This window comes from Caulobacter sp. UNC279MFTsu5.1 (assembly GCF_900114015.1).
Taxonomy (GTDB): domain Bacteria; phylum Pseudomonadota; class Alphaproteobacteria; order Caulobacterales; family Caulobacteraceae; genus Caulobacter.
In genome coordinates this window covers 1-13,991 of sequence record NZ_FORN01000024.1, presented here as the reverse complement: position 1 = coordinate 13,991, position 13,991 = coordinate 1, and the positions used below count along the sequence as shown (strand labels likewise).

Annotated in this window: 12 protein-coding genes; 8 read left to right on the top strand and 4 right to left on the bottom strand. The window is 67.0% G+C overall.

Annotated elements, in window-relative coordinates; genetic code table 11:
• Positions 1–305: 305 nt before the first annotated feature.
• From rfbC to BM066_RS14445, 8 genes are read left to right on the top strand one after another with little or no spacing between them, the layout of a single operon-like run.
• Positions 306–875 (top strand): dTDP-4-dehydrorhamnose 3,5-epimerase, encoded by a 570-nt coding sequence (gene rfbC / locus BM066_RS14480; protein ID WP_026176436.1) that lies wholly within the window; start codon positions 306–308, stop codon positions 873–875.
• Between the two features lie 31 nt (positions 876–906).
• Positions 907–1,959 carry a dTDP-glucose 4,6-dehydratase gene (gene rfbB / locus BM066_RS14475; RefSeq protein WP_018113350.1) on the top strand — a complete coding sequence of 351 codons (1,053 nt, stop codon included), beginning with the start codon at positions 907–909 and terminating at the stop codon, positions 1,957–1,959.
• A complete protein-coding gene (rfbD, locus tag BM066_RS14470) occupies positions 1,952–2,854 on the top strand; it encodes a dTDP-4-dehydrorhamnose reductase (protein ID WP_018113349.1) in 903 nt (300 codons plus the stop codon). Before rfbB ends, rfbD begins: the two co-directional genes overlap by 8 nt.
• Entirely contained in the window at positions 2,851–3,738 is an 888-nt protein-coding gene (gene rfbA / locus BM066_RS14465) for a glucose-1-phosphate thymidylyltransferase RfbA (protein WP_029589485.1), read from the top strand. The genes rfbD and rfbA overlap by 4 nt, the downstream gene beginning before the upstream one ends.
• Positions 3,735–4,853: a DUF1972 domain-containing protein gene (locus tag BM066_RS14460; RefSeq protein WP_018113347.1), complete on the top strand. Its 1,119-nt coding sequence runs from the start codon at positions 3,735–3,737 to the stop codon at positions 4,851–4,853. The genes rfbA and BM066_RS14460 overlap by 4 nt, the downstream gene beginning before the upstream one ends.
• The gene (locus BM066_RS14455; RefSeq protein ID WP_089929012.1) at positions 4,850–6,202 is read left to right on the top strand and encodes a hypothetical protein; all 1,353 of its coding nucleotides are present in this window, start codon (positions 4,850–4,852) and stop codon (positions 6,200–6,202) included. The genes BM066_RS14460 and BM066_RS14455 overlap by 4 nt, the downstream gene beginning before the upstream one ends.
• Positions 6,199–7,212 (top strand): glycosyltransferase family 2 protein, encoded by a 1,014-nt coding sequence (locus BM066_RS14450; RefSeq protein WP_018113345.1) that lies wholly within the window; start codon positions 6,199–6,201, stop codon positions 7,210–7,212. The genes BM066_RS14455 and BM066_RS14450 overlap by 4 nt, the downstream gene beginning before the upstream one ends.
• The gene (locus tag BM066_RS14445; protein WP_018061088.1) at positions 7,209–7,730 is read left to right on the top strand and encodes a serine O-acetyltransferase; all 522 of its coding nucleotides are present in this window, start codon (positions 7,209–7,211) and stop codon (positions 7,728–7,730) included. The genes BM066_RS14450 and BM066_RS14445 overlap by 4 nt, the downstream gene beginning before the upstream one ends.
• Here the strand turns inward: BM066_RS14445 and BM066_RS14440 are convergent.
• The 4 genes from BM066_RS14440 to BM066_RS14425 form a co-directional block, all read right to left on the bottom strand.
• On the bottom strand, positions 7,716–9,011 hold the full coding sequence (locus BM066_RS14440; RefSeq protein ID WP_018113344.1) for an oligosaccharide flippase family protein: 1,296 nt from the start codon (positions 9,009–9,011) through the stop codon (positions 7,716–7,718). The two genes, BM066_RS14445 and BM066_RS14440, sit on opposite strands and share 15 nt — an antisense overlap.
• Positions 9,012–9,058: 47 nt before the next feature.
• Positions 9,059–10,045, bottom strand: coding sequence for an NAD-dependent epimerase/dehydratase family protein (locus tag BM066_RS14435; protein WP_018113343.1), 987 nt, complete (start codon positions 10,043–10,045; stop codon positions 9,059–9,061).
• Between the two features lie 2 nt (positions 10,046–10,047).
• On the bottom strand, positions 10,048–11,355 hold the full coding sequence (locus BM066_RS14430; RefSeq protein WP_029589483.1) for a UDP-glucose dehydrogenase family protein: 1,308 nt from the start codon (positions 11,353–11,355) through the stop codon (positions 10,048–10,050).
• Between the two features lie 320 nt (positions 11,356–11,675).
• Complete coding sequence (locus tag BM066_RS14425; protein WP_018113341.1) at positions 11,676–13,331, bottom strand: lysine--tRNA ligase; 1,656 nt, start codon at positions 13,329–13,331, stop codon at positions 11,676–11,678.
• Between the last annotated feature and the right edge of the window lie 660 nt (positions 13,332–13,991).

Genomic DNA, 13,991 nt, shown 5'->3' with positions numbered 1-13,991 from the left:
TGGTTTGAGGGAAATATCGAAAGGCGTCGCCGCGCCAAGCGCCGCAATGCCCAATGCTCAAGCTTAGATGGGACGCTCCGCGTGCGGCCTGTCTCGCCCTATATTTCCACGGAAGAGCCGCAGCCTCATGAAAATAACCCCAAATGCCGCAAGTTTCGCGGTTCTGTCATTGATTCTGAGGCGTGATTAGACAATTCAAGTCTCAAAATCCACCCGTTCATGCCGCCGCTTGACCCAATAACGCCGATGTTGCAATGCAATGCGGCGAGCGGCGGCCGACCACCGTTAAGATATGGGACGAAAATATGACGCTTGGCGTGTGTGTAATTAAAACTCGTCGGTTTGAAGATGATCGAGGATGGTTTTCAGAAACTTACAACGCGCCGAAAATGATTGCCTTGGGCATCGATTCTACGTTTGTTCAGGACAATCAGTCCTATTCGAAGTATTCCGGAACCATCCGCGGCATCCATTTCCAACGACCGCCGCATGCCCAGGCCAAGCTCGTTCGCTGCACTAAAGGTAGAATCCTCGATTATGCCATCGACTTGCGAAAAGGGTCCCCGACCTACGGGCGTCACGTCTGTGCGGAACTGAGCGCGCAGAACGGTCATCAGCTGTTCGTGCCGATCGGATTTGGTCACGCCTTCGTCACGCTCGAGGATGATACGGAGGTGGCCTACAAGGTCTCGGACGTCTATTCCCCGGAGCACGACGGCGGAATCGTCTGGAACGATCCGGCGCTGAACATCGATTGGCCGCTGCCGGCCCAGGGCGCGACGCTCTCGGCCAAGGACCAGGCGCTGCCGCTGCTTGCGGAGTTCGACAGTCCGTTCGAATACGACGGCAACCCCCTGAAAATGAGCGAGGCCTAGTTCCGTCTAGGTTCGAAGTGGAGATTGGTAATTGCGCATTCTGATCACCGGCGGCGCCGGCTTCATCGGTTCGGCCTTGGTTCGACGTCTGATCACCGAGAGCGATCACGAGGTATTGGTCTATGACAAGCTGACCTATGCCGGTGTCCTGGCCTCCCTGAGCCCGGTCTCCGACAGCCCGCGCTATCGTTTTGTCCAGGCCGACATCGCCGATCCGCAGGCTGTCGCCGAGGCGCTGCGCACGTTCAGGCCGCAGGTCATCGCCCACCTGGCCGCCGAGAGCCACGTGGATCGCTCGATCGACGGACCTGGGGAGTTCATCCAAACCAACGTCGTCGGCACCTTCAACCTGCTGCACCAGGCGCTGGCCTATTGGAACGGACTGGAAGCCGACGAAAAGGCGGCGTTCCGCTTCCACCACATCTCCACCGACGAGGTGTTCGGCTCGCTGGGCGAGGAAGGTTTCTTCACCGAGACCACGCCCTATGATCCGCGTTCGCCCTATTCGGCCTCGAAGGCTTCGTCCGACCACCTCGTGCGCGCCTGGGGCCACACCTACGGCCTGCCGGTGCTGGTGACCAACTGCTCCAACAACTACGGGCCGTATCACTTCCCCGAAAAGCTGATCCCGCTGGTGATCCTCAAGGCGCTTTCGGGCGAGCCGCTGCCGGTCTATGGCGACGGCTCCAACGTCCGCGACTGGCTGTTCGTCGAGGATCACGCCAGCGCGCTGCAGGCAGTCTTCGAGCGCGGCGTGCCGCTGGAGACCTACAACATCGGCGGCAATTCCGAGCGCAAGAACCTGGACGTGGTCAAGGCCATCACCAGCACGCTCGACCGCCTGTCGCCGCGCGCCGACGGCAAGTCCTACGCCGACCAGATCACCTTCGTGAAGGATCGTCCGGGCCACGATCAGCGCTACGCCATCGACGCGACGAAGATCCGCGCGGAGCTGGACTGGACCCCGTCGGTGACCTTCGAGCAGGGCATCGAGCGGACCGTGAACTGGTACCTGACCAATCAGCCCTGGTGGCAGGCGATCCTTGACGAGCGCGACGCCACGGCCCGGCGCGGCCATGGCTGATCCGATCGCGATCCTGGTCACCGGCGGCGCCGGCCAGGTCGGCGCCGAGCTGATCGCTCACGCCTGGCCAGCGGGCGTGACGATCCTGGCGCCCAGCCGGGCCGAGCTGGACCTGACCGATGCGGCCAGCGTCACGGCCTGGTTCGCCGCCCACAAGGTGGCGGCGGTGATCAACCCCGCCGCCTACACCGCCGTCGACCGGGCCGAGACCGAGGTCGGCGCTGCGTTCGCCGCCAACGCCCTGGCGCCGGCCCTGCTGGCCGAGGCGACGAAGGCGGCGAGCATTCCCCTGGTGCACGTCTCGACGGACTATGTCTTCGACGGCCAGGGCGACGGGTTCAACGCCGAGGACGCCCCGGTGGCGCCCCTGGGCGTCTACGGGGCCAGCAAGCTGGCGGGCGAACTGGCCGTACGGTCGGGCAATCCGCGTTCGGTGGTCGTCCGCACGGCCTGGGTGCTGAGCCCCCATCGCGGCAACTTCCTCAAGACGATGCTGCGCCTGGCTGGCGATCGCGACCGGATCTCGGTCGTGGCCGACCAGTTTGGCTGCCCGACCTCGGCGCGCGACATCGCGCAGGCGTTGGCGACCATAACGCTGCGGATGATCGCCGATCCCGACGCGCCGACCGGCGTCTATCACTTCGTGAACGCCGGCGAGACCAGCTGGAGCGGCCTGGCCGAGGAGATCTTCGCGCAAAGCGCTCGCCGCGGCGGCGCGTCCGCCGAGGTGACGCCGATCACGACCGCCGACTATCCGACGCCGGCCCGACGGCCGGCCAATTCCCGACTTTCCACCACCAAGATCACCGCCGACTACGGTGTCGAACCCCGCCCGTGGCGGGGCGCCGTCGCCGAGATCGTTGAAGAGCTTTCGAACAGGAGCGTTGCGTCATGAAGGGCATCATACTTGCCGGCGGTTCTGGGACGCGTCTGCACCCCATGACCCAGGTCACGTCGAAGCAGCTGATGCCTGTCTACGACAAGCCGATGATCTATTATCCGCTGTCGACGCTGATGCTGGCCGGGATCCGCGAAATCCTGATCATCTCGACGCCGCGCGATACGCCGTCCTTCCAGGCGCTGCTCGGCGACGGGTCGCAATGGGGCTGCAGCATCGAGTACGCCGTCCAGCCCAATCCCGAGGGCCTGGCCCAAGCCTACATCATCGGCGCGGATTTCGTGGCGGGCTCGCCCTCGGCGCTGATCCTGGGCGACAACATCTTCTACGGCCACGGCTCGACCGACCTGTTCAGGAGCGCTTCGGCCCGTCCGGACGGCGCGACGGTGTTCGCCTATCACGTCACCGATCCCGAGCGTTACGGCGTGGTCGCCTTCGACGAGAAGATGCGCGCCCTGTCGATCGAGGAAAAGCCGGCCGAGCCGCAGTCCAACTGGGCCGTCACCGGCCTCTACTTCTACGACGCCGACGTGGTCGACATCGCGGCCAACCTCAAGCCGTCGCCGCGCGGCGAGCTGGAGATCACCGACGTCAACCGCGTCTATCTCGAGCGCGGCAAGCTGTCGGTGGAGATCATGGGCCGCGGCTACGCCTGGCTGGACACCGGCACGCCGGACAGTCTGATCGAGGCGGCCGAGTTCGTGCGGACCCTCGAGAAGCGCCAGGGCTTCAAGATCGCCTGTCCCGAGGAAATCGCGTTCATGAAGAACTTCATCGACGCCCGGCAGCTGGAAAAGCTGGCCGACAACCTGGGCAAGTCGACCTACGGCCAATATCTGCGCAACGTCCTGCGGCTGCACGGCGGGTACACGCCGGCATGAGCAAGGTGCGCAAGCTTTCCATCCTAGGCACCCGGGGCGTCCCCGCCGGTCACGGCGGCTTCGAGACGTTCGCCGAGAAGTTCGCCCTGCACATGGTCGCCAAGGGGTGGGAGGTGACGGTCTACTGCCAGGTCGACGACGGCCCGCCGGGACCCGTCGTTGACGAATGGCAAGGTGTGCGCCGGGTGACCTATGTCGCCGATTCCGGCGCGACGGGCACCATGAAGTTCGACTGGAAGTGCGTGATGCACGCCATGCGGTCCGAAGGCGTGATGCTGGTGCTGGGCTACAACACCGCCATCTTCAGCGCCCTGCTGCGCTTGGGCGGCCATCCGGTGTTGACCAACATGGACGGCATCGAGTGGAAGCGCGCCAAGTGGCCCTGGCACGGCCGGATCTGGCTGTACCTCAACGAATGGATCGGAGCGCTCACCTCCAGCAAGCTGATCGCCGACCACCCGGAGATCGAGCGTCACCTATCGCGGCGGCGCGGCAAGCGCGACATCGTCATGATCCCGTACGGCGCCGACGCGGTGACCGCCGCGTCCGAGGAGCCGGTCAAGGCGCGGGGGCTCAAGCCCGGCCGCTACCTGATCTCGATCGGGCGGATCGAACCGGAGAACAACATCCTGCCGATGATCGAGGCCTTCGCGGCCCGCGAGCGCGACCTGCAATTCGTCTGCCTGGGCAAGCTCGAGCCCGACAAGAACCCCTACCACGCCGCCGTCCTCAAGGCCGGCGAGGGCAAGGTGATGTTCCCGGGCGCCATCTACGACGCCGCTGTCGTGCGGGCCCTGCGGTTCCACGCCGCCGCCTACTGCCACGGCCACAGCGTCGGCGGCACCAACCCCTCGCTGGTCGAGGCCCTGGGCGCCGGCAACGCGATCGTCGGCCACGACAATCCCTACAACCGCTGGGTCGCCGGGTCTGAGCAGTGGTACTTCCCGGACAAGGACGCCTGCGCCCGGTGCTTCGACGAGATCGAGGCGGGCGGCGAGCGACTGGACCAGGCCCGCGCGGCCGCGCGCCACCGCTTCGAAACGGCCTTCCTTTGGTCGGACATCCTGTCGGAGTATGAGGCCCTGTGCCTGGCCGCCACGGAACCCGCGCGATGACCGACGCAACGCCCCCGATCCCGGAAACCCTCGCGCCCGTCTCCGAGACGCCCGTCCGGCGGCGCCCGGGGCCTCGGCCGCCGGGTCAGGGGCCGTCGCAATCGTCCGACCTGAATCCCGCCGGCGCATGGCGCTATGGCGTCATCGTCTGCACCCTGATCATCGCCATGCCGATGTTCTCGGCGGTGCGCGGCGTCTCCCAGCCGCTCGGTCGCGTCCTGATGGGCGGGACCGACATGATCATGCTGGCGATGTTTCTCTGGTCGCTGTTCAAGCCGGGCCTGCGGACGCTGAAGTTCCTGATCCTGGGCCTCCTGGCCCTGTCGGTGCTGAACATCGCGTTCTGGACGCACGACGTGCCGCTGACGGCCACCTACCAGGGCTTCCGCAAGTCGATCCTCTGGCTGCTGGCGATCTGCATCGGCTACAGCGTGCGCCGCCGCGACCGGAACATCGTCCTCTGGATCATCACCGGCGTCTGCGTGGTCGTCGCGCTCTACGCGGTCAAGCAGTGGCTCTTCGGGTTCACGGCGTTCGACAAGCAGATGCTCGACGCCCAGTCCGCGCAGGAGTACGCCAACAAGATCGGCGACTACCAGCGCGCCATCTCGATCCTATCGTCGGGCTTCCACGTCGGCATGACCGGCACTCTGCTGATCATCATCGCCCTGACGATCAAGCAGGCGCCCAACCCGCTGGCCTGGGGCCGCTCGGCGATCCTGATCGCCATCGGCGCCCTGGGCATCTACGCGTCCTTCACGCGGACCTTCATGATCATCGCCGCGGCGCTGGCCTGCGTGCAGATCTCGCGGTCGGGCAAGCATCCGCTGATACGGGTCGGCGTCCTGACCGCCGGCGCGGCGATCATGGCCGTCGGCATCTTCGCCGGCTATTTCTCGCAGCTTGAGCAGGCGATCTTCAGCGACTACCGCTTCACCTCGCGCTCGATCAGCTACGAAGCCATGGCGACGCTGTTCAGCACCTATCCGATCGGCCTGTTCTCCGGCTACGGCCTGGGCAGCGCGGGCAGCACGCTGGGCGAGCCCTTCGCCGTAGGCGGCGCCCATTGGGTCGAGCCGCACAACGTCCTGCTCAAGTACGTCGTCGAGTTCGGCGCGCCGCTCAGCCTGTGGCTCTACTGGGAGATCGGCAAGGTGGTTCGCGCCGCCAAGCCCGACCCCATGCTGGGCTTCGACAACAGCCTGTCGATGCTGGGCGTCTTCCTGCTCATCGGCGCGGGCCTGACCATCACCTCGGTCGAGACCTGGCCGATCAGCCTCTATATCGGGTTCATCATCGGCATGTTCGCCATCCCGCCCGCCCGTGTTGTCCGGAGAGCCCCGGCATGACCAAGGTTTCGGTTGTCTGCTGCTTCTACAATCGCCCCCAGGCGGTGCGTCCCACCCTGTACGGCCTGAGGGACCAGACCCTGCAGGACTTCGAGGCGATCATCGCCGACGACGGGTCCAGCGACGAGACCGCGGCGGTGCTGCGCGAGGTGCTCGCCGAGATGGACGATCCGCGCTTCCGGCTGGTGACGCGCGAGAAGAACATCGGCCTGACCCGGGGGCTGATCGAAGGCGTCCGCCAGGCCCAAAGCCCCTATGTCGCCATCCACGACGCCGGCGACGTCTCGCTGCCGCGCCGGCTGGAGGCCCAGGCCGCCCTGATGGACGCCCAGCCCGAGGTCGTGGTCGTGGGCAGCCACTACGTCAACTATATCGAGGCGATGAATCTCTACCGAGTCCGCACGCCGGACGCGGGATCCAAGTCGACCGAGGACCTGATCGACGACACCACCTTCACCCATGGCGAGGTGATGTTCCGGCGCTCGGCCTACGAGACGGCCGGCGGTTACCGTCCCGAGTTCCGCATGTCGCAGGACAACGACCTGTGGCTGCGCATGCGCCACCTGGGCCGGTTCGCGACCGTGCCCGAGCCGCTTTATATCCGCGCGGTCGATTTCGGCGGCATCTCGTTCAACCCGGCCACCGTGGCGCGCCAGAGCGCCTACTACATGCTGGGCAAGAAGATCGCCCGCGGGACGGTCGACGAGGTCCAGGTGCTCTCGCGCCTGGCGGCCGGCGAGGCGGTCACCGACGTGCTGCCGATCGACGATCCGGACGTGCAGAAGCAACTGAGCAAGGTGGCGATCCGCAGCGCCCTGTTCGGCTCGCCCAAGGCCGGCCACCAGATCGCCCGCGACTATCTGGTCGCCTCGCCCCGCAATCGGGTCATCCGCACCGGCTTGAGCCTACTGGCCGCGCCCTGGGGCGGCCCGGCGCTGGCCCAGCTGCGCAAGGCCATGGGCGTGAAGTCCGGCCGACCCGAGGGCTGGCCGGCGAGCGTCGCTCCATGAGCCTGAGACAGGCCGTCCGGGCCGACCTCGCCCGCATCACCGACAGCCGCAAGCCCTATGCGCCGCTGGTGAAGTGGCTGTTCACGCCCGCCTTCAAGACCATGGTCCTGGCCCGCCTGGCCGCGCAGCTGGCCCGGCGGGGCAAGCTGGGCAAGGGCCTGGCGCGCCTGGTCTGGCGGTGGAACGTCGCGTCCAGCGCCTGCTACATCTCGTTCGACGCCGACATCGGCGAGGGCCTGCTGCTGCCGCATCCCACCGGGATCGTCATCGGGGACGACGTGCGGATCGGCAAGGGCGTGACGATCTACCAGAACGTCACCCTGGGCCGCGCCAACGCCGAGCAGTCCTCGTATCCGGTGATCGGCGACGGGGTGACCCTCTATGCCGGCGCGGTGATCGTCGGCCCGGTGACGGTCGGCGACGGCGCCGTGGTCGCGGCCAACGCCGTGGTCAACCGCGACGTGCCGCCCGGCAGCGTGGTCGGGGGCGTCCCGGCGAAGGTTCTAGCCCGCCGCTGACGCCGCCGACCGGTCCGCGCGCAGGTGCCGCCAGGACAGGAACGCCGCGAACCCGAAGATGAACAGCTCCGAGACCAGGCGCGAGGCGGCCATGCCCACGCCGCCGAAGTTGTGGCTGAGCAGGAAGGCCGAGGCCAGGCTCACGGCCGCCCCGGCCAGCACGACCTGGGCGATCTTCTTGTCCAGGCGCAAGGCCACCATCAGCTGGTTGACGACGATGGTGTTCAGGGCGGCGGCGGGCATCACGAAGGCCAGCACGGCCAGCACCGGGGCGCCGCCGGCGAATCCCGCGCCGAAGATCAGCTTGAACAGCAGGGGCGCGCCCAGGCACACGACCAGGGCGCCGAACAGGTAGAGCGCGCCGGTCGCCGCGCAGATCAGGCCCGCCGTCCTGGCGGCCTTCCTGGGGTCCTCGCTGGCCTGGGCCGAGAGGCGCGGCAGCAGGATCGTCGACATCGGGCGCAGCAGGGCGGCGGCCGGGGCGATGACCCGCTCGGCCGCGCCATACCAGGCCGCGTGGGCCGCCGTGCTGGTCAGGCCCAGCACGAACACGCCAGCCGTGCCGTAGATCACCACGGCCGAGCGGCTGATGAAGATCGGGAAGCCGGTGACCAGGGCCTCCACCGCCTCGCCGATGCTGGGTTTGGGGCGGTTCGGATACTGGCGCAGCATGACGAAGACGCCGGCGAGCGAGGTGATGGCGATCGCGCCGGCCTGGATCGACAGGGCCAGGATCGTGTCCTTGGGATGCCGGACCAGCAGGAAGGTCGAGACCAGGCCGATCACCTGTCCCGAGACTTCCAGCGAGACGGCCAGGAAGATCCGGCGCATGCCCTGGAAATACCAGAACGCCGACAGGCCCAGGGCGCAGCCGATGGCGATCGAGGCCAGGGTGACCATGGGATCGCCCCCGACCACCGGATTGGTCGCGCCCAGCGCGAAGCCGATCGCCACCGCCGGCAGGCACAGCAGCGCCTTGGCGAACGAGATGCGGGCGACGATCTGGCCCCGCTGCTCGTCGTCGGCGGCGGTGGCGACGTCACGCGTGCCGCTGAGGTTGAAGCCGTACTCCACGACGATCGAGGTCAGCAGCGCGATCGAATAGGCCGTGGCGTAGACCGAGAACCCGTCCACCCCCAGCCGCCGCGTCAGCAGCGGATAGAGCAGCAGGGGCGAGATGAAGCGGAAGCAGTAGGCGAAATAGACGAGCACCGCGTCGCGGAAGCCCTTGCTGGTCAGAACCTTACCCGCGAGCGCGCGCGGGTTGACAGGCAGTTTCATCGGGTTGGTCTCCGCCGGCGGGGCTTCGGCCCCGCGCGGTGATGGCGTCAGCGGCCGTAGTACTGGTCCCACCAGGCCACGAAGTTCTCCAGCCCCTGCTTCAGCTTCACCTTCGGCTTGTAGCCGGTGAGCGCGTTGAGCTTGGCGATGTCGGCGTAGGTGCAGGTGACGTCGCCCGGCTGCATCGGGCGCATGATCTTGACCGCCTCGCGGCCCAGGGCCGTCTCCAGGGTCGAGATCATCTCCATCAGGCCGACGGGATCGTTGTCGCCGATGTTGTAGATCTCGTGCCGGCCCCGGGCCGGGGGGTGGTCCAGGACGCCGACCACGCCGTCGACGATGTCGTCGATATAGGTGAAGTCGCGGGCCATCTTGCCCTCGCCGTACACCTCGATCGACTGGCCGCTCAGGATCTTCTGGGTGAAGCCGAAATAGGCCATGTCCGGACGGCCCCACGGGCCGTAGACGGTGAAGAACCGCAGGGCCGACATCGGGAAGCCGTAGAGCTTGGCGTAGCTGATGCTCATCAGCTCGTCGGCGCGCTTGGTGGCGGCGTACAGCGACACCGGCGCGTCGACCGGATCGGTCTCCTTGAAGCCGGCGCCCTCGCCGCCGTCCAGCGACTGGGGCCGGTCGCCATAGACCGAGCTGGAGGACGCATAGACCAGGTGCACGGCCTCGACGCGGCGGGCGGCTTCCAGGACCGACAGGTGGCCGGCCAGGTTGGAGCGCTGGTAGGCGAATGGGTTCTCGATCGAGTAGCGCACGCCAGCCTGGGCGGCCAGGTGCACGATGCGCTTGGCGCCGCTGTCGCGGACCAGGGCCTCGAACGCGGCGGCGTCGGCGATGTCCATGCGGACCATGGTGAAGCCGACCCGGCCTTCCAGCCGGGCGGCGCGCGCGGCCTTCAGGGCCGGGTCGTAATAGTCGTTGAAGACGTCGACGCCGATCACCGTCTCGCCACGGTCGAGCAGGCGCTCGACCACGTGCATGCCGATGAAGCCCGCGGCCCCCGTGACGATCACCGCGGTCATGGTCAGCCTCGGCCGATCGAGGCGTAGGTGAAGCCGTGCCGGACCATCTCGGCGGGCTTGTAGACATTGCGCAGGTCGACCACGACCGGGGCCTTCAGCAGGCCCTTGACGCGGTCCAGGTCCAGGGCCCGGAACTGGTCCCATTCGGTCAGGATCAGCAGCACGTCGGCGCCGTCGGCCACCTCGTAGGGGCCGGCCTTGAAGATCACGCCCGGCAGCAGCTTCTCGGCCTCGTGGCGGCCTTCGGGATCGAAGGCCTGGACCGTCGCGCCCCTGGCCTGCAGGGCCGGCAGGATGTCCAGGCTGGGCGCGTCGCGCATGTCGTCGGTGTTGGGCTTGAAGGTCACGCCCAGCACGCCGACGGTCTTGCCGGCCAGGTCGTCCAGGCCCATGGCGGCGGCCACCTTGTCGGCCATGGCCTTCTTGCGGGCGTCGTTAACCGCCACGGTGGTCTCGATCAGCCGGGTCGGCGCGCCATAGTCGTTGGCGGTGCGCACCAGGGCGATCGTGTCCTTGGGGAAGCACGAGCCGCCGTAGCCGGGGCCGGCGTTGAGGAACTTGCCGCCGATGCGCTTGTCCAGGCCGATGCCCTTGGCCACCTGCTGCACGTCGGCGCCGACCTTTTCGCAGAGATCGGCCATCTCGTTGATGAAGGTGATCTTCATCGCCAGGAAGGCGTTGGCGGCGTACTTGATCAGCTCGCTGGTGCGGCGGCCGGTGAAGACGATCGGCGTCTCGTTCAGGCTCAGCGGGCGGTAGAGCTCGCGCATCACCGCCTGGGCGCGTTCGTCCTCGGTGCCGACCACCACGCGGTCGGGGCGCTTGAAGTCCTCGATCGCCGCGCCTTCGCGCAGGAACTCGGGGTTCGAAACCACGGCGAACTGGGCGTTGGGACGCACTTTCTTGATGATCGCCTCGACCTCGTCGCCAGTGCCCACGGGCACGGTCGACTTGGTGACCACCACGGTGAAGTCCTCGATCAGGCCGGCGATCTCCTCGGCGGCGGCGTAGACGTAGCTGAGGTCGGCGTGGCCGTCGCCGCGGCGGGTCGGCGTGCCCACGGCGATGAACACCGCGTCGGCGTCCTTGATCGCCTGGGCGCCCTCCAGCGTGAAGAACAGGCGGCCTTCGCGCACGTTGCGCGCCACCAGGTCGTCGAGGCCAGGCTCGAAGATCGGGATTTCGCCCCGTTCGAGCCGTTCGATCTTGCTAGGATCCTTGTCGATGCAGGTTACGACGTGACCGAAGTCGGCGAAGCAGGCCCCAGACACCAGGCCAACATAACCGGTGCCAATCATCGCAACGCGCATGAGATCCCCATTTGCGAAAGCCGCCCAAATTGGCGGTGACAAAAGTAAAACGTGACTAGCACTGCTCGTCCGTGCGGAGCAACCGCTTACGGTGAAAGTCGCTTAAGAAAGACGATACAGTCGCGACCTGCAAAATTTCAGCGCAATTGCAGTTCCGTGACGCATTTTCGCCACCGAATGTCTGTTCGACGTTAACGGTCCGGCGAAGGTTGATTGTTGCATTTGATACAATCTGGCCGGGGCGTGACGTTTCTGTTGCCGGCCGGCGGTCGTTTCTTCTTCGCGACGGCGGGAGGCGGCCGTGTTTCCGGCCGCCTTCGTCAGCCCAGCTTTTCCGCGATCAGCGCCGTCGTCCGGTCCAGGCCGAAGATCGCCGCGAACGAGCCGAAGCGCGGGCCCTGGCTCTGGCCGAGCAGGACCTCGTACAGCGCCTGGAACCAGGCCCGCAGCGGGTCGAAGCCGTGGTCCTTGCCGACCGCGAACACCTCGTTCTGGATCAGCTCGGCGTCCTGGCAGTCGGCCGGCAGGGCCTTCAGGCGGGCCAGCAGGTCGAGGATCGCCGCGCGCTCCTTGTCGTCCGGGGTGCGGAACGCCTTCGTCGGCTTCACGAAGTCGTCGTAATAGTTGATCGCATAGGCGGCCAGGCGATCCAGCAACGGCTGGCTCTCGGGCGTCGCGCCCGGGATGTAGCGCGACAGGAAGCCCCACAGGATCGCCTTGTCCGAGGCGTTGGCGGCCGAGACCAGGTTCAGCATCAGGCTGAACGACACCGGCGAGCCCTGCTCGGGCGGCTGGCCGGAATGGACGTGCCAGGCCGGGTTGTCGATCTGCTTGGCCAGCTCCTGCTTCTGGTAGGCGTCCAACTGCTGCAGGTACTCGTCGGTCGCCTTGGGGATGACGTCGAAATACAGCTTCTTGGCCGATTTCGGGCTCTGGAACATGTAGTAGGACAGGCTTTCCGGCGCGCCGTAGCGCAGCCAGTCCTCCATGGTCAGGCCGTTGCCCTTGGTCTTGGAGATCTTCAGGTTGTTCTCGTCCATGAAGAGTTCGTAGTGGAACCCTTCGGGGGGCGAGCCGCCCAGCACCTTGCAGACCTGGTTGGACAGGCGGACGCTGTCGATCAGGTCCTTGCCGCTCATCTCGTAGTCGACGCCCAGGGCCGTCCAGCGCATCGCCCAGTCGGGCCGCCACTGCATCTTGACGCCGCCGCCAGTCACCGGGACCTCGGTCAGTTCGCCGTCCTCGTCGCGGAACACGATCGTGCCCTTGGCGACGTTGCGTTCCAGGGTCGGGACCTGCAGCACCTTGCCGGTCTTGGGGCTGATCGGCAGGAACGGCGAATAGGTGGCCCGGCGCTCCTCGCCCAGCGAGGGCAGCATGATCTTCTGGATGGCGTCGAAACGCTCCAGGGCGATCAGCAGGGTTTCGTCGAACCGGCCGCCGCGATAGCAGTCGGTCGAGGACACGAACTCGTAGTCGAAGCCGAAGCTGTCGAGGAAGGCCCGCAGGCGGGCGTTGTTGTGGTGGCCGAAGCTCTCGTGCTCGCCGTAGGGGTCGCGGACCACGGTCAGCGGCTTGTCGAGATCCGGGATCATGAGATCGCCGTTCGGTACGTTGGGCGGGATCTTGCGCAGGCCGTCCATGTCGTCGCTGAACGAGATCAGGCGCGTGGGGATGGCGTCGTCGGTCAGGGCGCGGAACGCCGCGCGGACCATGGTCGTGCGCGCCACCTCGCCGAAGGTGCCCATGTGCGGCAGGCCCGAGGGGCCGTAGCCGGTCTCCAGGATCACCGGCCGGGCCAGGGCCGGAAGGGCCTTCACCGCCTCGTCGGCCTTGCCCGCATGGATCAGGGCCGCGGCGAAGTCGCGCTCTTCGTCGGACAGGCGCAGGCGCAGGATGCGGGCGAGCAGGGCGCGCGCCTGCTCGAACGGCCAGGATCGAGCGTCGCGGGCGAGGGGGGAGAGGCCTTCAAACATGGCGCGGGGTATAAGCGGTGTGGACGGCGGAGGCTAGGTTTTGAGTGAAGCGGGCGCGCGGAAGTGAGGTCGGGGACGCGCGCTCATGGCCGGGCTCGGCCGGTTTGCAGGGCGCTGCGGGTGAGTGCGTGTCCCCCAAGTCGGCCGTTGCGCTTGGAATCTGGGCTCCCGGAATGATCGTTCGACGCCGTGGATGATGGTGGGGACACGCACTCCCCCGATGGTCCGGGATCGATTTTCCGAAGCCTTGCCGTGAGTGCGCGTCCCCGGCGGGGCGTCTGTCCTCGGCGGATAACGAGCAAAGCTTTGAGAAATCAACGCTCTAAACTTTCTCGACCCCAATCTGTCCTCACCCTTCCAGACCACCCCCATACTGGTCCCACCTGAAGGCACGGGAAGGGCGTCCGGCCGGCGACCGAGCGGCCTTCGGGGGTGGACGAGCGGGAAGCGCTCGCCGGTGGTCTTGAGTGACGCTTCGGGCGTCCTGGGCAGGTTCCTTGCAACACAGGACGAAGCCCGGCGGCGAAGGATCGGCGGACGCGGCAGGCCTGGGCTGAAATCGCCCAGGCGGTCCGGAAGGGTCGTCAACCTTCCGCCCGTCGGGGGCCTCCATCGGAGCGGGTTAAAAATCCGCGATCCGAAGGCTTCCGGATAACGGCT